15 protein-coding genes are annotated in these 20,318 nt (G+C 73.2%); 7 read left to right on the top strand and 8 right to left on the bottom strand.

All coding sequences use genetic code 11. The features are described 5' to 3' along the window. The first annotated feature begins 95 nt into the window (after positions 1-95). From ACH4EB_RS15930 to ACH4EB_RS15915, 4 genes are all read left to right on the top strand, one after another. Complete coding sequence (locus ACH4EB_RS15930; RefSeq protein ID WP_398348034.1) at positions 96-1,823, top strand: dolichyl-phosphate-mannose--protein mannosyltransferase; 1,728 nt, start codon at positions 96-98, stop codon at positions 1,821-1,823. A gap of 142 nt (positions 1,824-1,965) precedes the next feature. Further along, positions 1,966-2,502: a hypothetical protein gene (locus ACH4EB_RS15925; RefSeq protein ID WP_398348033.1), complete on the top strand. Its 537-nt coding sequence runs from the start codon at positions 1,966-1,968 to the stop codon at positions 2,500-2,502. Then, positions 2,487-4,142 (top strand): penicillin-binding transpeptidase domain-containing protein, encoded by a 1,656-nt coding sequence (locus tag ACH4EB_RS15920; protein ID WP_398348032.1) that lies wholly within the window; start codon positions 2,487-2,489, stop codon positions 4,140-4,142. The genes ACH4EB_RS15925 and ACH4EB_RS15920 overlap by 16 nt, the downstream gene beginning before the upstream one ends. Before the next feature lie 207 nt (positions 4,143-4,349). Continuing rightward, positions 4,350-5,195 (top strand): EamA family transporter, encoded by an 846-nt coding sequence (locus tag ACH4EB_RS15915; protein ID WP_398348031.1) that lies wholly within the window; start codon positions 4,350-4,352, stop codon positions 5,193-5,195. Between the two features lie 31 nt (positions 5,196-5,226). On the opposite strand, the gene ACH4EB_RS15910 is transcribed toward ACH4EB_RS15915, so the two are convergent. From ACH4EB_RS15910 to ACH4EB_RS15900, 3 genes are all read right to left on the bottom strand, one after another. Continuing rightward, positions 5,227-6,039, bottom strand: a complete 813-nt coding sequence (locus tag ACH4EB_RS15910) for an SDR family NAD(P)-dependent oxidoreductase (protein ID WP_398348030.1) — start codon at positions 6,037-6,039, stop codon at positions 5,227-5,229. 163 nt (positions 6,040-6,202) lie between these two features. Further along, positions 6,203-7,786, bottom strand: coding sequence for a sensor histidine kinase (locus ACH4EB_RS15905; protein ID WP_398348029.1), 1,584 nt, complete (start codon positions 7,784-7,786; stop codon positions 6,203-6,205). After that, complete coding sequence (locus ACH4EB_RS15900; protein WP_398348028.1) at positions 7,779-8,471, bottom strand: response regulator transcription factor; 693 nt, start codon at positions 8,469-8,471, stop codon at positions 7,779-7,781. Before ACH4EB_RS15900 ends, ACH4EB_RS15905 begins: the two co-directional genes overlap by 8 nt. Before the next feature lie 244 nt (positions 8,472-8,715). On the opposite strand from ACH4EB_RS15900, the gene ACH4EB_RS15895 reads away from it, so the two are divergent. Further along, positions 8,716-9,996: a glycosyltransferase family 4 protein gene (locus ACH4EB_RS15895; protein WP_398348027.1), complete on the top strand. Its 1,281-nt coding sequence runs from the start codon at positions 8,716-8,718 to the stop codon at positions 9,994-9,996. A 159-nt stretch (positions 9,997-10,155) separates the two neighbouring features. Here ACH4EB_RS15895 and ACH4EB_RS15890 read toward each other — a convergent pair whose 3' ends face one another. The 4 genes from ACH4EB_RS15890 to ACH4EB_RS15875 all read right to left on the bottom strand — a co-directional run bounded on the left by ACH4EB_RS15890 (position 10,156) and on the right by ACH4EB_RS15875 (position 14,306). Further along, a complete protein-coding gene (locus ACH4EB_RS15890) occupies positions 10,156-11,361 on the bottom strand; it encodes a serine hydrolase domain-containing protein (protein ID WP_398348026.1) in 1,206 nt (401 codons plus the stop codon). Between the two features lie 89 nt (positions 11,362-11,450). Continuing rightward, the gene (locus tag ACH4EB_RS15885) at positions 11,451-12,320 is read right to left on the bottom strand and encodes an energy-coupling factor ABC transporter ATP-binding protein (RefSeq protein WP_398348025.1); all 870 of its coding nucleotides are present in this window, start codon (positions 12,318-12,320) and stop codon (positions 11,451-11,453) included. After that, on the bottom strand, positions 12,308-13,069 hold the full coding sequence (cbiQ, locus tag ACH4EB_RS15880) for a cobalt ECF transporter T component CbiQ (protein WP_398348024.1): 762 nt from the start codon (positions 13,067-13,069) through the stop codon (positions 12,308-12,310). Before cbiQ ends, ACH4EB_RS15885 begins: the two co-directional genes overlap by 13 nt. Position 13,070: 1 nt before the next feature. After that, entirely contained in the window at positions 13,071-14,306 is a 1,236-nt protein-coding gene (locus ACH4EB_RS15875) for an energy-coupling factor ABC transporter permease (protein ID WP_398348023.1), read from the bottom strand. Between the two features lie 150 nt (positions 14,307-14,456). Here ACH4EB_RS15875 and ACH4EB_RS15870 point away from each other — a divergent pair, with 150 nt between their 5' ends. Beyond that, positions 14,457-16,502, top strand: coding sequence for a DHA2 family efflux MFS transporter permease subunit (locus tag ACH4EB_RS15870; protein WP_398348022.1), 2,046 nt, complete (start codon positions 14,457-14,459; stop codon positions 16,500-16,502). A 112-nt stretch (positions 16,503-16,614) separates the two neighbouring features. Further along, positions 16,615-17,811 (top strand): serine hydrolase domain-containing protein, encoded by a 1,197-nt coding sequence (locus tag ACH4EB_RS15865; RefSeq protein ID WP_398348020.1) that lies wholly within the window; start codon positions 16,615-16,617, stop codon positions 17,809-17,811. A gap of 176 nt (positions 17,812-17,987) precedes the next feature. Here the strand turns inward: ACH4EB_RS15865 and ACH4EB_RS15860 are convergent, their stop codons facing one another. Then, positions 17,988-20,195 (bottom strand): MMPL family transporter, encoded by a 2,208-nt coding sequence (locus ACH4EB_RS15860; RefSeq protein WP_398348019.1) that lies wholly within the window; start codon positions 20,193-20,195, stop codon positions 17,988-17,990. Between the last annotated feature and the right edge of the window lie 123 nt (positions 20,196-20,318).

Below are 20,318 nucleotides of genomic sequence, written 5' to 3'. Positions count from 1 at the left end.
CCGCACGGGTCCCGTACGCCCCGTCGGCGCCGGTCGCCGGGGCCCGGCAGCGCGGCCCCCGCGTCCCGCACAGACCGCTTCCCTACGATGGGCCGGTGACGAGTGACACCACCGCGACAGACGCCCCCCGCGCCGAGGAGCCCGCCGGCCGGCCCGGCCGGTGGCAGCGCAGGCTGCGCCGGTTCGGATACGCCGGTCAGCCGCAGGCCGACGCCCGCGAGCGGCTGGTGCCGGCGTTCCCCGGGCCGGGGACGCGGGTGTGGACGGTGCTGGGCCTGGGCCCGGCCGCCGCCGGCCGGCTGGCGCGCTGGTCGGGCTGGGGCGGTCCGCTGCTGGTCGCGCTCTTCGCCGGTCTGCTGCGGTTCTGGAACCTGGGCAGCCCGGCGAAGGTGATATTCGACGAGACGTACTACCCCAAGGACGCCTGGTCGCTGTTGCAGTACGGGTACGAGGGGACCTGGGCGAAGAACGCCAACGACGCGCTGGTGGCCAACCCCCCGGAGATCCTGCTCTCGCCCGAGCACTCGTACGTCGTCCACCCGCCGCTGGGCAAGTGGATGATCGCACTGGGCGAATGGGCGTTCGGGATGAACCCCTTCGGCTGGCGCTTCATGGTGGCGCTGCTCGGCACCCTGTCGGTGCTGATGATCTGCCGTATCGGCCGCCGGCTGACGCGCTCCACCGCCCTGGGCTGCCTGGCGGGCGTCCTGCTGGCGGTGGACGGCCTGCACTTCGTGATGAGCCGTACCGCGCTGCTGGACCTCATCGTCATGTTCTGGGTGGTGGCGGCGTTCGGCTGTCTGCTGGTGGACCGGGACCGTACCCGGGCGCGGCTGGCGGCGGCGCTGCCGGTCGGCGCGGACGGGCTGGCACGGCCGGACGAGAAGGCCGGCGACCGGCTGCGGCTGGGGTGGCGGCCGTGGCGGCTGGCGGCCGGGGTGTGCCTGGGGCTGTCCGCCGCGAGCAAGTGGAACGGCCTGTACTACCTGGCGGCGTTCGCCGTGCTGTCGGTGCTGTGGGACGTGGCCGCGCGGCGCACGGCCGGTGCCCGGCACCCCGTACGCGCGGTGCTGCGCCGGGACGTCCTGCCCGCCTTCGTCTCGACCGTCGTGGTGGGCCTGGCCGCGTACCTGGTGACGTGGACCGGCTGGCTGGTCACCAAGGGCGGCTACCACCGCGACTGGGCCACCGCCACGCCCGAGGGGCGGGCGGGCGGCTGGCAGTGGCTGCCGGACTGGCTGCGCAGCCTGTGGCATTACGAGACGGAGGTCTACGACTTCCACAAGGGCCTGTCCACGCCGCACACCTACCAGTCCAACCCCTGGAGCTGGCTGGTGCAGGGCCGTCCCGTCTCGTACTTCTACGAGGACCCCAAGATGGGGCACGACGGCTGTACGGCGGCCGAGGGCTGTGCGCGGGAGGTGCTCGCGCTGGGTACTCCGCTGCTGTGGTGGGCGGGCTGTTTCGCGATCCTGTACGTGCTCTACCGCTGGCTGTTCAAGCGGGACTGGCGGGCGGGCGCCATCGCCTGCGGCATCGCCGCGGGGTACCTGCCCTGGTTCCTGTACCAGGACCGGACCATCTTCCTGTTCTACGCGGTGGTGTTCGTGCCGTTCGTGTGCCTGGCGCTGGCCATGATGATCGGCGCGATCCTCGGGCCGCCGGGGTCGAGCGAGCGGCGGCGCGCGGTCGGCGCGGTCGGTGCCGGGGTACTCGTCCTGCTCATCATCTGGAACTTCATCTACTTCTACCCGATCTACACGGGCCAGCCGATCCCCAAGAGCGCCTGGCACAACCGGATGTGGTTCGACACCTGGGTCTAGGCCACGGCACTCGACACGCCCCGGACCCGTACACCGAAAGCGCCGTCCGCGCAGCAACGGTGGTCATACTTGGCCGTCATCGAGCGATGCCGGTCAATGCCGATCGTCATCCTGTGGCCCCGGGCGGCCAGGGAGGGACCCATTGAGCACCCCGAAGACCGTGTACGTCGTCGAGCACAACAAGCCGGAACAGGCCGAGGACCACGGTGCGCTGCGTACCGTCGCGCCCGCCTGCAAGGAGCCGGCGCTCGCCGCTTTCCTCGACTTTCCTCGACTTTCCTCGACTGTCTCGACTTTCCTCGACATCGAACAGGCCGGAGAGGAAGCCGGGATCTGGGGCGGACGGCAGCACTACCCGGGTCTGACCTGGCAGGAGAGCGACAACCCGCTGCTCGGCAACGCGACCGGCCTCCAGGCCACGACCGAGGTCGACGGGCAGAAGACGGTGGTCTTCCGCGTGACGGCGGTGGAGGTGATCGCCGGGCAGTGCCGGGCAGCGCCGGCCCCCGTCGCAGCAGCCGGCCATCTGAAGGGACGCGTGGGGCGCCCGCGTCGCACGCGTCACAGGGCCGAGACTCACTCCAACACCCCGTGTCCCATAGAGTGCGCTGCACGTTCTTGTGTGCGTGCTGAAGAACGAGGATTCGGGAGGGGATCGGTGACATGCGCCGTGAGGTGAGGTACGGGCTGATCGGCGGGGCGGTCGCCCTGGTCCTGGGCGGCGTCGGCGGCTACACGCTGCTCGGCGGGTCCGGCGACGACCAGGCCCAGGAGGTCCGCGCGGCCCGGGACGGCAAGCCCGGCGACGGAGCGCCCGAGGTGAAGTCCGGTCCGCTGTCCGCCGAGGAAGTGACCGGCACCGCGGGGAAGTTCCTCGACGCCTGGAAGGCGGGCGCCGCCGACCGGGCCGCCGCCCTCACCGACGACGTGAAGTCGGCCACCGCCGGGCTGGCCGCGTTCCCGAAGCAGACCCACTTCACGGACCTGAAGCTCACCCCGGGCAAGGCCACCGGTGACAAGGTCGCCTACACCGTCGCCGCCCAGATCTCGTACAAGGGCCTGAAGGCTCCCGTCTCGTACGGCACCTCACTGACCGTCAAGCGCGACCAGCGCACCGGCGAACCGCGGGTCGCCTGGGCGCCCGGCGTCCTGCACCCGAAGCTGGGCAAGGGCGACGTGCTGCGGACCGGCGAGTCCGAGGCGCCGCCCATCAGAGCCGTGGACCGCAACGGCACCGAGCTGACCAAGGAGGCGCACCCGGCGCTGGCCGGGGTGCTGGACAGCCTGCGCGACAAGTACGGCAGGAAGACGGACGGCAAGCCCGGCGTGGAGCTGTTTATCCACCGGGCCGCCGGCGACAAGGCGACCCAGAAGCCCGACGAGACGCTCAAGGTGCTCTCCAAGGGCAAGCCGGGCACCCTGAAGACCACCCTGGACGCCAAGGTGCAGGCGGCGGCGGAGAAGGCGGTCAAGGGCAAGCCGAAGGCGTCCGCGGTCGCCCTCAAGCCGAGCACCGGCGAGATCCTGGCCCTCGCCAACTCGCCGGAGAAGGGCTTCAACACGGCAGCCCAGGGCTCGCTGGCACCCGGCTCGACGATGAAGGTCGTCACGGCGTCGATGCTCATCGACAAGGGACTGACGGCGCCGGACAAGCCGCACCCGTGCGAGAAGTTCGTGACGGTCGGCGGCTGGAAGTTCCAGAACCTGAACAAGACCGAGATCAAGAACGGCACCTTCGCGCAGAGCTTCGCCGCGTCCTGCAACAACGCCTTCATCTCGATGGCGGAGAAGCTGGCGAACGACGACCTGACCAAGCAGGCCCGCGACGTCTTCGGCATCGGCCTGAACTGGCAGACGGGCATCCCGACCTTCGACGGCGCGGTGCCGGTGCAGAGCGACGCGCAGATGGCCGCCTCGCTGATCGGGCAGGGCGGGGTGCGGATGAACCCGCTGACCGTCGCCTCGGTCGCGGCGACCGTGCAGAACGGCGGCTTCCACCAGCCGTACATCGTCGCGCCCTCGCTGGACGGCCGCGCCCTGGCCAAGGCCCCGCGCTCGATGAAGCCGGCCACCGCGTCCGCGCTGAAGTCGCTGATGAAGCTGACCGCCACCTCCGGTACGGCGGCGGAGGCGATGTCCGGGCTCAGCGGTGACATCGGCGCGAAGACCGGTTCGGCCGAGGTCGACGGGCAGGAGAAGCCGAACGCCTGGTTCACCGCCTACCGCGGCGACATCGCGGCGGCGGCCGTCGTCCCGGCCAGCGGCCACGGCGGCTCGAACGCCGGCCCGGTCGTCCGCTCGATCCTCTCGGCGGGCTGAGCCGCCGCTCCGCGGCGGCCGCCCCGGAGTGATCTCGCACACCCCTCCCGCCGGCCATCGCGTGGCCCGTACAGCGACAGCTAGCGTGCGGGCCATGTGCCCTTCCCCGTACGGTCACCACGCCACCCGCCCACCGGCCCCCGGCGCCGCCGGGTTCCCGGCCCCGTACGCCCGCAACCGGTCCGTCCACGCGCGCGGGCGGACCGCATGAGCCCCTGGGTCGTCGCGGCGGTCCTGGTCGCCGCCGTCACGCACGCGAGCTGGAACGCGATCGCGCACCACATCAAGGACCAGTTGGTCGCCTTCACGCTGGTCGGCGGCGGCGGTGCGGTCTGCGGCGCGGTGCTGGCCTGCTGCACGCCGCTGCCCGCGGCCGGCGCCTGGCTACCGCTCGCCGCCTCCGCCGTGCTGCACGTCGTCTACCAGGTACTGCTGATGCGGTCCTTCCACCTGGGCGAGTTCGGGCAGATGTATCCCATCGCCCGGGGCACCGCACCGCTCGTCGTCACGGTCCTCGCCGCCGTCTTCGTCGGGGAGCTGCCCGACGCCTGGGCGCTGGCCGGCGTCGTGCTCGCCTCGGTGGGCCTGGTCGGCGTGGCCCTGTGGGGCATCCGGGGTTCCGGTACGAAGCCGCACTGGCCGGCCATCGTGGCCGCCCTCGCCACCGGGCTGGCCATCGCCTCGTACACGACGGTGGACGGTGTCGGCGTCCGCGCCTCCGGCACCCCGCTCGGCTACATCGCCTGGCTGATGATCCTCGAAGGCGTGGCGATCCCCGCGTACGCGCTGGCCACCCGCCGCGGTCTGCTGCTCGCCCAGCTCCGCCCGGTGGCCCTGCGCGGCGCGGCCGGCGGCGTGCTGTCCGTCTTCGCGTACGGCCTGGTGCTGTGGGCCCAGACGCGGGCCCCGCTGGCGCCGGTCGCCGCGCTGCGCGAGTCGTCGATCATCGTCGGCGCGGCCATCGGCACCCTGTTCTTCAAGGAACGTTTCGGCGCCCCGCGCCTCGCGGCGGCGGGGCTGATGGTCGCGGGAATCGCCCTGATGCTGCGCTAGGTCCCGCCCTCCGGGTCGGCCCGGGTCCGGCTCAGCCCGGGTCCGGCTCGCCGCGCAGCGCCCGGCGCAGGGGCGTGTTGGCGATCAGGATGCCGCCGTCCACCGGGAGGGTGACGCCGGTGATCCAGGCGGCGTCGGCGGAGGCCAGGAAGGCCACGGCGGCGGCGATGTCGTCGGGGCGGCCGACGCGGCCCAGGGGGTACTCGGCCGCGGCGCGCTCCAGCGCTTCGGGGCGGTCTCCCCAGTTGGGGGTGTCGACCGTGCCGGGCGCGACCAGGTTGACCCGTACGCCCCGCCCGGCCGCCTCGCCCGCGAGGGTGCGGGTGAGGGAGGCCAGGCCCGCCTTGGCGGCGCTGTAGGCGTGGTTGCCGAAGTCCTGCTCGCCGTTGACCGAGCCGACGCTGACGATCGCGCCGCGGCCGCCGGCGGCGGCCAGGTGGGGCAGGGCGGCGCGGGCGCAGCGGAAGGCGCCGTTGAGGGTGACGTCCAGGTCACCGGCCCAGTCGTCGTCCCGGTGGTCCTCGAAGAGCGGGGGGTCGGGCAGGCACCGGCAGGCGTTGTTGACCAGCACGTCGAGCCCGCCGAAGCGCCGCACGGCGTGCGTGACGGCCGCCTCGACGGCGGCGCGGTCCGCGACGTCGCAGGCGAGCGCCTCGGCGGTGCCGCCGTGCTCCCGTACGTCGGCGTGGTCCCGGATGCGGGCGGCCGCCTTCTCGGCCCGCTCCCCGTCCAGGTCGGTGACCAGGACCCGCGCTCCCTCGGCGGCGAGCCGCCGGGCGGTGGCCTCGCCGATGCCCTGGCCCGCACCGGTGATCAGGACGCGGTAACCGTCGAATCGCCTCATGCGCCCACCCTGACGCACGGGCCCCGCGAGCAACAGACCGCGGCGTGGCCGAGGTGGCGCGGCAGTCGCCGTCGGCCCGCACCGTGTGCAGGCGGGAGGGGACGGGACAACGGCTACGTCATCCGTGGAGCCGGCGGGCTGCCTGGTGGGGGCGAGGCGGCTGTCACGGTGAGGTGTCCGTCGCCGGGAGGTGGAGGGTGAAGGTGGTGCCGGGACCGGGGTGGTGGGTGTGGGCGGTGAGTGTGCCGTGGTGGCGGTGAGCGATGTCGCGGGCGATGGCCAGGCCGAGGCCGCTGCCGCCGGTGTCGCGGGCGCGGGCCTCGTCGAGGCGGGTGAAGCGCTCGAAGACCCGTTCCAGGTCCTGGGGGGCGAGCGGGGCGCCGTCGTTGTGCACGGAGACGTCCCAGCCGTCCTCGTGGGGGGCGATGGTGACCGTGACACGGTCGGCGGCGTGCCGGTGGGCGTTGTCGAGGAGGTTGCGCAGGAGCCGGTGGAGCTGGAGGGCGTCACCGCTCGCGGGCGCTTCCTCGGGGAAGGACCCGAGGGTGATCGGGTGGCCGTGGTGGCCGTATTCGTGGGCGAGTTCGTGGGCGATCTCGACCAGGTCGACGACGTCCCGGGGCTCGGCTGTGTCGGGACGGGCGAGATAGAGGAGGTCGTCGGTGACGCGGCGGAGCCGGTCGGTGGCCTTGAGGGCGTCGAGGACGGCTTCGGTGAGGTGTTCGGGGTGGGCGAGGGCGATTTCGAGCTGGGTGTGCAGGGCCGTGAGGGGGGAGCGGAGTTCGTGGGAGGCGTCGGCGACGAAGCGGCGTTGCCGTTCGGCGGCTTCTTCGAGGTGGTTCAAGGTGGTGTTCGTGGTCTCGGCCAGAGCACGGATACGGTCCCGGGCCACCGGTACGGGAACCCGCCGGTGCAGGTCGGTGGTGTCGGTGATGTCCGCCACCTGCGCGCGGATGGCCTCGACGGGATGCAGGGACCGGCGGGTGGTGATCCAGGCGGTGGCCGCCACGACCAGGGCGGCGGCGGGGACGCCGGCCTTCAGGGGCGCATCGAGCGAGGCGACGGCCGCGTCGGCGTCGTCGGGCAGGACCAGGTGGTAGACGGTGCGTCGGCACCTGCCCGGTGCGTCGGCGGGGTCGGTGCAGCGGTGCGCGGAGAGGGTGTAGCGGGCGGCGACGGCGGTGACGTCTCGGTGGAGCAGGCGTTCGATGCGTTGGTGGGCCTGCTTGCGGAGGGTCGCGGCGGCGGGGTCGTCGCCCCGGGGGAGGGCGGCCTCGACCTGGGCGTGCCACCGGTGCGCGAGGCCGCGGGTCCGCTCGACGTCGAGGGTGGCGGTGCGGGTCCAGTCGGAGCCGGCGTCGGGTGGGGCGGGCGGCAGTAGTTCATCGAGGCCGTCCAGGGCGACGGCGATGCCGGCGGCGGGGTGGAGGCGTCCGCTGTCGTCGATTTCGATCTTGGGCCAGAAGCCCTGCTCGAAGACGTGGCTCTGGTCCGTGGTCGCCTCGGTCGCCGCGGTGGTGCGGGCCTGGACCGCGGCGAGGCCGGCGGTCTGCCGGAGGGTCTCGTCGTAGACGTGGCCGCGCAGCCACCACGCTCCGGCGGTGAAGACGACGCAGGCGGCGAGCCCCGCGAGGATCGCGGCCCGGGCCTCGGTCGGTACCCGTCGCAGCACCCCGGCCCGCGGCCCGTGCGCCGCCGTCCGGCCCGGGCTTCCCGGGCCTCCCGGGGGAACGGCGCGCTCACTCACCGGAGCTCCCCAGGGGAGCCAGGCGGTAGCCGTAACCGCGGACGGTCTCGATCGAACGGGTCCCGAAAGGGGTGTCGATCTTGCGGCGGAGCGCGGAGACGTACACCTCGACGATCGAGGCGTCACCGCGGAAGGCCGGGTCCCACACCTCGTCGAGGATCTCGCCCTTGGACAGCACCCGCCCCTCGGCGCGGATCAGCGCGGCGAGCACGCCGAACTGTTTGCCGGTGAGGTGCACGGCGGTGGCGCCGCGGCCGGCCCGGCGGGTGGCCAGGTCGATCCACAGGTCGCCGTGGCACAGCACGGGTGAGGTGCCGGTGCGGCCGCCGCGCCGCAGGAGGGCCCGCAGCCGGGAGAGGAGGACGACGTAGGAGAACGGCTTGGTGAGGTAGTCGTCGGCTCCGGTGTCCAGTCCCTCGGCTTCGTCGTACTCGCCGTCCTTCGCGGTCAGCATCAGTACCGGTGTGGTGATGCCGGCGGCCCGCAGCCGGCCGCACACCCCGTAGCCGTGGAGGCGGGGCAGCATCACGTCCAGGATGATCACGTCGTGCTCCCCGGCCAGCGCGATGTCCAGTCCGGTGGCGCCGTCGGTGGCGACCTCCACGGTGTAGCCCTCGGCGGTCAGGCCCCGCCGAATGGCGGGGCCGACCTGGGGATCGTCCTCGACGAGCAGAATGCGGTGCACACCGGCAAGCCTGGCACACTTTCCCCTTTTGGTTTCTTAAGGAATCTTCAGGGTCCCGGCAGGGCCGGACACCGGCGGCGGATCTTCAGGTTTTCTTCGGGACGGTGTGCGCAGAATGCGGCCGTCCAGCTCATCCGGCGCCGCGCCGGAAAGCCCCGCTGCGCGTATCGGTGCCGTCCCATCGGCCTGGCCGTCGCGGAAGCGGAAAAGGCCCGAACTCACGATGCTCGAAGGTTGTCCGGCCATGCACATTGCCTTTCTCATTCACAACGCCTACGGCATCGGCGGCACGATTCGGGCCACGTACAATCTCGCCGCGGTGTTGGCCGAGCAGCATGATGTGGAGATCACGTCGGTGTTCCGGCACCGCGATGTGCCGGTGATGGATGTGCCGGCGAAGGTGCGGCTGAACCCTCTGGTGGACCTGCGTGCCGCGTCCGCCGGTTTCGAGGGCGCGGACCCCCGGCACGCGGAGCCCGCCAGGATCTTCCCTCGCGCGGACGGACGGCACAGGCAGTACAGCCGTCTCACGGATTCCCGTATCGGGCACTACCTGTCGCGGCTGGAGGCCGACGTGGTCGTCGGGACCCGGCCCGGTCTCAACACGCACATCGCTCGCCAGACGCGCGCGGCCGGTATCCGTGTGGGGCAGGAGCATCTGACGTTCTCGGGTCATGGTTTCCGGCTGCGGCACGAGATACGCCATCGCTATCGGTTGCTGGACGCCATCACCACGGTGTCCGAGTCCGACGCCCGATCGTATCGGCGGCTCCATTTCCCGGGAGTGCGGGTGGAGGCGATACCGAACAGTGTCCCGCCGGTTTCCGTCGAGCCTGCCGACGGCAGCGGCAAGGTCATCATCGCGGCGGGGCGGCTGATTCCGCTCAAGCGATACGACATTCTGGTCAGGGCATTCGCCGAAGTGGCCGACAAGCACCCGGACTGGCAACTCCGCATCTTCGGCGAAGGCGACACCACGGGCAATGAGAAGGAACCCCTCACCCGTCTGATCAGTGAACTCGGGCTGTGCGGCAAGGTGCATCTCATGGGCAAGGCCGACCCCCTCGAACCGGAATGGGTGAAGGGGTCGATCGCCGCCTCGGCTTCCGATCGCGAGTCGTTCGGCATGACCCTCGTCGAGGCGATGCGCTGTGGTCTGCCCGTCGTCTCGACGGACTGCCCCGTCGGACCGCGCGAGATCATCGAGGACGGCGTCGACGGCTGCCTGGTGCCCACCGGCGACGTCGGCGGCATGGCCGCGGCGCTGCTCGCCCTCGTGGACGACGACCGGCTGCGCCGGCGCATGGGCGAGGCGGCGCTGCGGAACGCGGCCCGCTTCGACCCCTCCCTCATAGCCGAGCGGCACCAGGACCTCTACCAGGACCTGCTCCGGCGCGGGCCCGGTCGCCGTTCGATCGGCCTGGGCCGGCGAGCCGGCTTCCGAGCACGCACCCGTGCCATCGAGACCGCGCGCACTGCGCGCTCCGCCACGCGCGCCGTGGTGAGCAAGCTCGGCGCCCCCTGAACGAGCGCTCGGTCTCTCCGCACGGCGACAGCGCGCGGGGATGAACTGTCCGACCTGGTGGACGCGTTGTCGTGGGCGGACGGTCGTGCGGGGGCACACCCGTGCAGTGCCCCGGGAGCGTCACCGACGCGGAACCGAGGCGGGCCCCGAAGACCGGACTCAGCCTTCCAGCGCCGCCCGCAGGCCCCGTACCAGCGCCTGGGCGCGGGGGTCGGCCGTGACGTTCTGCTGCATCCCGTTGGTGACGTAGCCGAAGGCCGTACCGGACTCCGGGTCGGCGAAGGCCAGGCAGCCGCCGCGGCCGGGGTGGCCGAAGGAGCCGGGGGCCAGGAGCGGCGAGGCGGGGCCGTGCAGCATGTAGCCGAGGCCGAAGCGGGTGGTGACCACGAGGGTGCGGTCGGGGCCCGCCGACTCCTCCGTACGGGCCAGGGTGAGCGTGGCCGGCGCGAAGAGGCGGGGGTGGCCGTCGACGGGGCCGATGAGCGCCGCGTAACAGCGGGCCAGGGCGCGGGCGGTGGCGATGCCGTTGGAGGCGGGGAGTTCGGCGGCGCGGTAGGCGTCGGCGTTCTCGTCGGGGGCCGGGGTGATGACGTCGAAGGCGCGCCGGGTGAGGGAGGCGGGGTCGCGGTAGGCGTCGGTGACGGCGCGTTTGGGGCGTACGCGCAGTCCGGCCGCGGCCGGCGGGGCCGGTGCCTCGACGCCGGCGAGGCGGCCGGCCCGGGCCCGGGCGTCGGCGGGTGCGCCGACCCACAGGTCCAGTCCGAGGGGCCCGGATATCTCGTCGGCTATCCAGGTGCCGATGGTGCGGCCGGTGATCCGCCGGACCAGTTCGGCCAGCAGCCAGCCATAGGTCCGGGCGTGGTAGCCGTGTTCGGCGCCGGGGGTCCAGGCGGGGGCCTGGGCGGCGAGGGCGGCGGGGCCGCTGACGCCGTCGACGGCTTGTTCGGGGGTGAGCGGGGTGTCCAGGACGGGCAGGCCGGCGCGGTGCGAGAGGAGGTGGCGGACCAGGACGCGTTCCTTGCCGGCGGCCTTGAACTCGGGCCAGTACGTGCCGACGGGCGCGTCCAGGTCGAGCAGGCCGCGCTGGTGCAGCAGGAGCGGGACGATCGCGGCGACGCCCTTGGTGGCGGAGCGGATGATCTGGGCGGTGCGGGCCTCCCAGGGGGCGGCGCCGTCCGCGGGGCCGTCGGCGTCCCTGCTGCCGCCCCACAGGTCGACGATCTTGCGCCCGTGCCGGTAGACGGCGACAGCCGCGCCGCGCTCGCCGCGCCGCGCGAAGTTGGCCGCAAAGGCGTCCCGGACCGGCTCGAAGCCGTCCGCGACCGTGCCCTGGACGTCCACCACTGTTTCCCGCTTCCCACTCATCCGTCGCGTTTGTGACCTATCAATGGTGCAACGCGCGGATCAGTGCTGGTGACCAGGGGCGGCGGCGAACGCGGTGTGCGGGGGTGCCGTCAGGGCGTGGGGATCGTCACAGAGCGCGGATCGAAACCGAAGGGCAGTTCGAGTCGGTGCGCGGCCATCAGTTCCGTGTCGCCCAGCAGGTCCTGGGTGGGCCCGTCGGCGGCGATGACGCCCTCGGACAGGACGACGGCGCGCGGGCACAGTTCGAGCGCGTACGGCAGGTCGTGCGTGACCATCAGCACCGTCACGTCCAATGCCCGCAGGATGTCCGCGAGTTCACGGCGCGAGGCGGGGTCGAGGTTGGAGGACGGCTCGTCCAGGACGAGGATCTCGGGGTGCGTCGCGAGGACGGTGGCGACCGCGACCCGGCGGCGCTGCCCGAAGGAGAGGTGGTGCGGCGGGCGGTCGGCGTGGTCCGCCATGCCGACCCGGCCGAGTGCCTCGGCGACCCGCGCCGCCAGTTCGGCGCCGCGCAGTCCGGCCGCGGCGGGCCCGAAGGCGACGTCCTCGCGGACGGTGGGCATGAAGAGCTGGTCGTCGGGGTCCTGGAAGACGATGCCGACGCGGCGGCGGATCTCGGCGAGATGGCGTCGGCCCACGGGCAGCCCGGCGACCGTGACGGTGCCGGCGCCGGGCGTGAGGATGCCGTTCAGGTGCAGGACGAGGGTGGTCTTGCCGGCGCCGTTGGGGCCGAGCAGCGCGACCCGCTCGCCGCGGGCCACGGTCAGGTCCACGCCGAAGAGGGCCTGGTGCCCGTCGGGGTAGGCGTAGGCGAGCCCGGCGACCTCCAGGGACGGCGCGGGGGCCGCCGGTGCGGAGGCGGGAGCCGCCGGTGCGGAGGCGGAGGCCGGGGGCGGCGCGGCAGCCGCCGGTACGGGTGCGGTGGCGCGGGTGCGCGCGGGGTCGTTCACAGGGTCCATCCCAGCAGGCATACGGCGAGGGCGGCGGTGGGCAGGGCGGCGGCGCGGGTCCACTGGGCGCCGGTCGCCGCGGCGGCGTCCGGTACGGGCAGGGGGCCCGTGCCGCCGCGGCTGATCATGGCGAGGTGGACGCGTTCGCCGCGTTCGTAGGAGCGGATGAACAGGGCGCCCGCCGACTTGGCGAGGACTCCCCAGTGGCGTACGCCGCGCGCCTCGAAGCCGCGGGAGAGGCGGGCGACGCGCATCCGCCGCAGCTCGTCGGCGATGACGTCGCCGTACCGGATCATGAAGGAGGCGATCTGGACGAGCAGCGGCGGCATCCGCAGCCGTTGCAGGCCGAGCAGCAGGCCGCGCAGGTCGGTGGTGGCGGCGAGCAGGACGGAGGCGGCGACGCCCAGCGTGCCCTTGGCGAGGATGTTCCAGGCGCCCCAGAGTCCGGGCTCGCTCAGCGCCGTCCCCAGGATGTGGACGCGCGGCCCGGTGGCGACGAACGGCATCAGCACGGCGAAGGCCACGAACGGCACCTCGATGAGCAGCCGCCTGAGCAGGAACCCGGCGGGCACCCGGGCCGCCGCGGCCACCCCGGCGAGCAGCAGCGCGTACAGGGCGAAGCTCCAGACGGCGGTACGCGGGGTGGCGACGACGGTCAGGACGAAGCAGAGCACGGCCGCGATCTTGCAGTGCGGCGGCAGGGCGTGCACCGGCGAGTGCCCGTGCCGGTAGAGCTTGTGGGCGTGCCCGGCGCCCATGTCAGGCCGATTCCGGGGTGTGCCGCGGGGGCGCCGGGGGGTCCGTGGCGGCGGCGTCCCGGGCCGCGCCCCGGCGGCGCCGTACGACGACGAAGACGCCGGTGCCGACGGCGAGCGTCGCGCCCACCCCGATCACCCCGGCGAGCCCGCCGGAGAGGCGGGGGTCCGCGATGTCCTTGACGCTGTAGTCGGCCAGCGGGGAGTCCTTCGCGGCGTGTTCCTCGGTTCTGGCGTCGATGCCCTTGTCCCTGGCGACCTTCTCCAGGCCGTCCGGGCTGGTGGAGGCGTAGTAGCTGACGCCGCCCGCGCAGACGAGCGCGACGGCGGCCCCGGCCAGCCAGAGGCGGCGGGTGGAGCGCCGGGCGGCGGCGGGCCGCGGGGCGCCACCCGCGGCGGCCTCCCCGGCCTCCGCGCCCGGCCGCGGGGTGGCCGCCCGGTCGTCCCGCGGTCCGGCGCCGGGCGCCGCCGCAGACCCGCCGCCGGGCTTCCGCTCCCCCGCTCCTGCCTCCGCTCCTGGCGCGGGTCCGGCCAAGGGGGAAGTCCGCAGTTGGAGCGGCTTGGCCAGCCCGCGCGCCCCGTACACGAGGTCGGGGCGCACGGCGAGGACCGCACCGACGGTGAGTGCGGTGATGGCGGCCTCGCCGATGCCGATGAGGACGTGCACGCCGGTCATCGCCGCGAGGACGGTGCCGATCGGTACGTCGGTGGTGCCGCCCAGCGCGTACAGGCCGGTGAAGGCGACGGCGGCGGCCGGTACGGAGACCACGGCGGCCACGAAGGCGGCGGCCGTCACCGCGCGGCGGCCGCGCGGCAGCGCCTTCACCAGGCCGCGGAAGATCCCGTACGCGACGACGGTGGTCACCACCGCCATGTCGGTGATGTTGACGCCGAGCGCGGTCAGCCCGCCGTCCGCGAAGAGCACGGCCTGCATGAGCAGGACGACGGAGACGCAGAGCACGCCCGTGTACGGGCCGACGAGGATGGCGGCCAGCGCGCCGCCGAGCAGGTGCCCGCTGGTCCCGGCGGCGACGGGGAAGTTGAGCATCTGGACGGCGAAGACGAACGCGGCGACCAGGCCGGCGAGCGGTGCGGTGCGCTCGGCGCCGAGCGCGGCGGGCGGCCCGGCGCCGCCCAGTTCGCGGCGGGCGCCGCGCAGGCTGACGGCGACGGCGGCAGCGGCGAGGACGCCGGTGGCGGCCGATACGGGGGCGTCGATGAATCCGTCGGGTACGTGCATGAGGGTCTCCGCTCAGCCGCGCAACCTCTTCATCGTGGCCGTACTGCAAACGGGTCGCAAGAGCGCCCGTAGCGCCAAAAGGCTACGGCGCGTCACCCCCACAGCGGCAAAAGGTGGCGAACCCGGGCAGGGGCGCAAAGGCTTGGGTCCATGACCACGGCCGCCGCGCAAGCCCCCTCCCCCGAGGCGCGGAGCACGCCGCCCGCGCTCGGCCGCCGCCGTACCAACCTCGTCTTCACCACGATCGTGCTCGGCATGCTGCTGGCCGCCCTGGACCAGACGATCGTGTCCACCGCGCTGCCCACGATCGTGGCGGACCTGGGCGGCGGCGGGCACATGGCGTGGGTGGTGACGGCGTACCTGCTGGCGGAGACCGTCTCGACGGTGCTGGTCGGCAAGTTCGGCGACCTCTTCGGCCGGAAGATCGTCTTCCAGGTCAGTGCGGTGGTCTTCGTCGGCGGCTCGATCCTCGCCGGGGCCTCGACCTCGATGCTGATGCTGGTCGCGGCCCGCGCCGTGCAGGGCATCGGGGGCGGCGGGCTGATGGTGACGGCGATGGCGCTGATCGCGGACGTCATCCCGCTGCGCGAACGCGGCAAGTACCAGGGCGCGCTGGGTGCCGTCTTCGGGGTGACGACGGTCGTCGGGCCCACGCTGGGCGGCCTGTTCACCGACCACGCCTCCTGGCGCTGGTGCTTCTACGTCAACATCCCCGTCGCGATCGTCATGGTCGTCATGGCGGCGCGGACGGTGCCGGTCGTCCGGGCCGCGGTGCGCCCGGTGATCGACTACATCGGCATCGTGCTGGTCGCGCTGGGCGCCTCCGGCCTGGTGCTGGGCCTGGAGTGGGGCGGCAATGAGTACGCCTGGGGCTCGCCGGTCATCATCGGCCTGTTCGTGGGATCGGTGCTGCTGCTGGCGGCCTTCGTGTTCGTGGAGCTGCGGGCCAAGGAGCCGATGCTCCCGATGCACCTGTTCCGCAACCCGGTCTTCACCGTCTGCTCGGTGCTCAGCTTCATCGTCGGCTTCGCGATGCTCGGCGCGATGACGTACCTGCCGACGTATCTCCAGTTCGTCGACGGGGTCTCGGCGACCATGTCGGGCGTACGGACCCTGCCGATGGTCGCCGGGCTGCTGGGCACCTCGATGCTCTCCGGCGTCGTCGTCAGCCGCACCGGCCGCTACCGGGTCTTCCCCATCGCCGGTACCGGGGTGATGGCGCTCGGCCTGTATCTGATGTCGACCATGGGCGCGGACACCGGCGTGTGGCTGGAGTCGCTGTACATGTTCGTGCTCGGCCTCGGCATCGGCCTGGCCATGCAGGTGCTGACCATCGCCGTGCAGAACACGGTGAACTACCACGAGCTGGGCTCGGCGACCTCCGGTGTGACCTTCTTCCGTACCCTCGGGTCGTCGTTCGGCACGGCCGTCTTCGGCACCCTCTACAGCAACCGCCTCGACCCCAATCTGAAGGCCGCCCTGGCGAAGTCACCGGGCGTGCCCCCGGAGGCCGCCGCCAGCCCGCAGGCGCTGCACCGGCTGCCCACTGCGCAGGCCAGGCCGGTGATCGACGCGTACGCGGACACCGTCAACCACGTCTTCCAGTGGGTGGTGCCGGTCGCGCTGGCCGGGTTCCTGGTGGCGTGGTTCCTGAAGGAGGTGCCGCTGCGCGACAGCGCGCGGGCGGCCGCCGGTGATCTCGGCGAGGGGTTCGCCGCGCCCGATTCCACCGACTCCGACCAGCAGTTGGAGCGTGCGGTGGCGCGGGTGATGCGCAAGGCGGAGGGGCCGGTGAGCCTGGAGGTGCTGGCCGCGTCCGGCAGTCCGCTCACGCCCGGCCAGGCGTGGGCGCTGGGCCAGATCCACTGGCGTACGCGTATCCACGGCCGGACGTCGCTGACCGCCGTCGCGCAGGCGCACCGGATGCCGGACGAGGTGCTGGAGCCGGTCTTCTCGCGGGTGGTGGCGTCCGGGTACGCGCGCTACGGCGACGACGGCGGGCTGGAGCCGACCGAAGCGGGCCGCAGGGAGACCGACCGGCTGATCGTCGCCTGGCGGGAGTGGCTGGACGAGCGGCTGGAGGGCTGGACCGCCGAGGACCCCGAGGACCGCGCCCGCCTGGCGCGGGCGCTGGACAGCATGGCGGCGCGGCTGCTGGACGAGGACTCCTCGCACCGGGAGCGCACCGCGGTCTGACGCCGGTACGGACCACGGCCGTCCAAGTGCGCGAGGTCCGCCCTGGACGGGGCCACGGGCCGAGGTTAGGTTGCCAGGGCAACTGTCCTGCCCGTGTGAGGAGCCGGCCACTGTGACAGCAGCCGTTCAGGGCACCTGTGCCCCCGAATTCGAGAACGTACGGGCCGAGTTCGAGCGCAACTTCGCCGAGCGTGGCGAGGTGGGCGCGGCGCTCGCGGTGACCCTGGACGGCGAGTCCGTCGTCGACCTGTGGGGCGGGCACGCCGACGCCGACGGCGCCCGTCCGTGGCAGCGCGACACGCTGGTCAACGTCTACTCGACGAGCAAGGGTATGACCGCTCTCTGCGCCCACCTGCTGGCCGACCGGGGCGAGTTGGACCTGGACGCACCGGTCTCCCGCTACTGGCCGCAGTTCGCGCAGGCGGGCAAGGGCGACCTGCCGGTGCGCTGGCTGCTCTCCCACCGCGCGGGCCTCATCGGCCCGCGGGAGCGGCTGACGCCAGAGGACGTGTACGACTGGGAGAAGACCTGCGCGGTCCTGGCCGCCACCGAACCGTGGTGGGAGCCGGGCACCGCGCAGGGCTACCACGCCGTCAGCTTCGGCTTCCTGGTCGGCGAGGTGATACGCCGCGTCACCGGCGTCCCGCTCGGCACCTTCCTGCGTACGGAGATCACCGAACCGCTCGGCGCCGACCTCTACATCGGCACGCCCGCCTCGGAACACGGCCGCTGCGCCCAGTTGATCGGCCCGGACGGCGGCGGCACCCTCAGCGGCGCGTTTCCGGGGCTGCCGGACGGGCCCGTACGGTCCCTGGACGCCCACCCGTTCGCCCCCTTGGCGATCGCCATGGGCCACCTGCCCATGGGCGACGTGAACAGCGCCGCCTGCCGCTCGGCCGAGATACCCGCCGCCAACGGCAACGCCACCGCCCACGGCCTGGCGACGGTCTACCGCGCCCTGGCCGACGGCGAGCTGGTCGGCCCCGGCAGCCTCGCGGCCCTGCGGGAACGGCAGAGCCGGCCCGACGAGCCCGACCTGGTGCTCGACGCGGCGGCGCCGGGGTCCCTGCCGTTCGCCTGGGCCGGCGGCTTCATGCTCAACGCGTTCGGCTACTTCGGCCCCAACAAGGCCGCCTTCGGGCACGGCGGCGCGGGCGGCTCGCTCGCCTTCGCCGACCCGGAGAACCGGCTGTCGTACGCGTATGTGATGAACAAGTTCGGGGGCAGCACGACCGGCGGCGACCTCCGCAACCTCGCGCTGGTCGAAGCGGTGTACGCGTCCCCCGAACTGGCCCGGCGCACCGGCTGAGACGCGGACGTGGCGCGGCCCGGCGCACCGGCTGAGATACGGATACGGCACGGCCCGGCGGCGGTCCCGTTTCCGGCGGGACCCGTCGCCGGGCCGTGCGCCGCGCCGCGCCCCGTCCCCACGGGGCGGCGCGGGCCGGGGCGGACGCGCCGCTCACGCGGCCGCCCCGGGGGTCGTCACACCTTGACGGGTGCCGGCTGCTCGGCCGGTTCGGGTGCGAGGTGCTTCTGGAGCTGTTCGCCTTCCACGTCCACGTTGGGCAGGGCGCGCTGGAGCCACTTGGGCAGCCACCACGCCGCGCGGCCGAGGAGGGCGAGAACGGCGGGGACGAGGGCCATGCGGACCACGAACGCGTCGAAGAAGACGGCGACCGCCAGCCCGAAGCCGATCATCTTGATCATGGATTCGGAGGAGCCGATGAAGCCGGCGAAGACCGAGATCATGATGACCGCGGCGGCCGTGACCACCCGCGCGCCGTGCCGGAACCCGGTGACGACCGCCTGTCCGGGCCGCTCCCCGTGGACGTACGCCTCGCGCATCCGCGTGACGAGGAAGACCTCGTAGTCCATGGCGAGTCCGAAGACCACACCCACCATGAAGATCGGCATCATGCTCATGACCGGACCGGTCTGCTCGACGCCGAAGAGGCCGGACAGCCAGCCCCACTGGAAGACCGCGACCACCGCGCCGAGCGCCGCGACGACGGACAGCAGGAAGCCGAGGGCCGCCTTCAAGGGCACCAGGACCGAGCGGAAGACGACCATCAGCAGCAGGAAGGCCAGGCCGACCACCAGCGCCAGGTAGGGCAGCAGGGCGTCGTTGAGCTTCTCGGAGACGTCGATGTTCATCGCGGTGGTGCCGGTGACCAGCGCCCGGGCGTCGGCGGCCCGCGCCACGTCACCCGCCGTACCGCGGATCTCGTGGACCAGGTCCTCGGTCTCGGTGCTGCTCGGCTTGGACTTCGGGACGACGCCCAGCATCGCCGTGTCCCCGGCCTGGTTGAAGGTGGGCGGGGTGACGGCCGCGACGCCGTCCAACTCGGCGACGGTGGTGGCGACCTGGGCGGCCGCCGCCTTCGGGTCCTTGCCGCCCTGCCCGTCCACGACCAGCGTCAGCGGGCCGTTGAAGCCCGGCCCGAAGCCGTCGGAGAGCAGGTCGTACGCCTTGCGCTGAGTGGTGCTGGTGGGCTGCGCGCCGTCGTCCGGCAGGCCCATCTCCAGCGAACCGGCGGGCAGGGCGATGACGCCCAGGCCGACGACTCCGGCCAGCAGCACGGCGACCGGCCGCCGCAGCACGAAGCGCGCCCAGCGGGTGCCCATGTTGGGCTTGCCGCCCTCGGCCTCCCCCGCGGCGGGGGCGCCCTTGCGGGCCTTGCGGCTCAGGACCCGCTTGCCCGCGAAGCCCAGCAGAGCGGGGATGAGGGTCAGCGCGACGAGGACGGCGATGACGACCGTGCCGGCCGCCGCGATGCCCATCTTCGTGAGCATCGGGATGTTGACCACCGACAGGCCCACGAGCGCGATGACGACGGTCAGTCCGGCGAAGACCACGGCGGATCCGGCGGTGCCGACCGCGCGTCCGGCCGCTTCCTCCCGCTCGCGGCCCTCGGCCAGTTCGGAGCGGTAGCGGGAGACGATGAACAGCGCGTAGTCGATGCCGACGGCGAGGCCGATCATCATGGCGAGGGTGGACGTCGTGCTGGACAGGTCCAGGACGCTGCCGAGCGCGGTGATCGACGAGACGCCGATGCCCACCCCGATCAGCGCGGTGAGCAGCGGCAGGCCGGCGGCTGTCAGCGCGCCGAAGGTGATGACGAGGACGACGGCGGAGATGACGATGCCGATGACCTCGGTGGCGCCGGTCTCCGGCATCGCCTGGAGCGCGTTGCCGCCGATCTCGACGGTCAGTCCGTCGTCCCGGCCGTGCCGGGCGGCGTCCTGGAGCGCGTCGCGCGCGTCGTCCGTCAGCTCGAAGCCGGAGACCTTGTAGGTGACCTGGGCATAGGCGATCTTGCCGTCCTGGGCCACGCCCTTGGCCAGGTACGGGTCGGAGACCGAGGCGACCTGCGGCGACGAGGACTTCAGCTCGCCGACGACCTTCTCGACGGCCTGCTTCTGCGCGGGCGCGGTCACCTGCTGCCCGTCGGGCGCCTTGAAGACCACGCGCGCGGTGGCGCCGTCCGCCTTGGTGCCGGGGAAGCGCTCGCCCAGCAGGTCGAAGGTCTTCTGGGACTCCGTCCCCGGTACGGAGAAGGAGTCGGCGGCGGGCGAGGAGGCCGTGGCGGCGCCGACTCCGGCGACGGCCAGCAGCGCCACCCATATGAGGGCGACGAAGCGGCGTCGCCGGAAGGCGAACCGTCCGAGTTTGTAGAGGAATGTGGCCACGAGAAGGGGCGCTCCCGTCGGGTGAGGGACGTACAAGGGCGTACGGAGCCGGCCCGACGACGAGAGCGGCGCGTCGAGTGCTGCCGTGAGGGGGGAATTGTGGGGGGGGCGGGGACGGCGGGG

Origin of the sequence: Streptomyces sp. NPDC018045, assembly GCF_044327445.1 — a bacterium.
GTDB lineage: Bacteria > Actinomycetota > Actinomycetes > Streptomycetales > Streptomycetaceae > Streptomyces.
This window is presented reverse-complemented; position numbering and strand designations above follow the sequence as displayed.

Coding starts and splice junctions, on each gene's coding strand:
- ACH4EB_RS15920 (WP_398348032.1), top strand. CDS start 2,487: ATGCGCCGTGAGGTGAGGTACGGGCTGATCGGCGGGGCGGTCGCCCTG.
- ACH4EB_RS15915 (WP_398348031.1), top strand. CDS start 4,350: ATGAGCCCCTGGGTCGTCGCGGCGGTCCTGGTCGCCGCCGTCACGCAC.
- ACH4EB_RS15910 (WP_398348030.1), bottom strand. CDS start 6,039: ATGAGGCGATTCGACGGTTACCGCGTCCTGATCACCGGTGCGGGCCAG.
- ACH4EB_RS15895 (WP_398348027.1), top strand. CDS start 8,716: ATGCACATTGCCTTTCTCATTCACAACGCCTACGGCATCGGCGGCACG.
- ACH4EB_RS15890 (WP_398348026.1), bottom strand. CDS start 11,361: ATGAGTGGGAAGCGGGAAACAGTGGTGGACGTCCAGGGCACGGTCGCG.
- ACH4EB_RS15885 (WP_398348025.1), bottom strand. CDS start 12,320: ATGGACCCTGTGAACGACCCCGCGCGCACCCGCGCCACCGCACCCGTA.
- cbiQ (WP_398348024.1), bottom strand. CDS start 13,069: ATGGGCGCCGGGCACGCCCACAAGCTCTACCGGCACGGGCACTCGCCG.
- ACH4EB_RS15875 (WP_398348023.1), bottom strand. CDS start 14,306: ATGCACGTACCCGACGGATTCATCGACGCCCCCGTATCGGCCGCCACC.
- ACH4EB_RS15870 (WP_398348022.1), top strand. CDS start 14,457: ATGACCACGGCCGCCGCGCAAGCCCCCTCCCCCGAGGCGCGGAGCACG.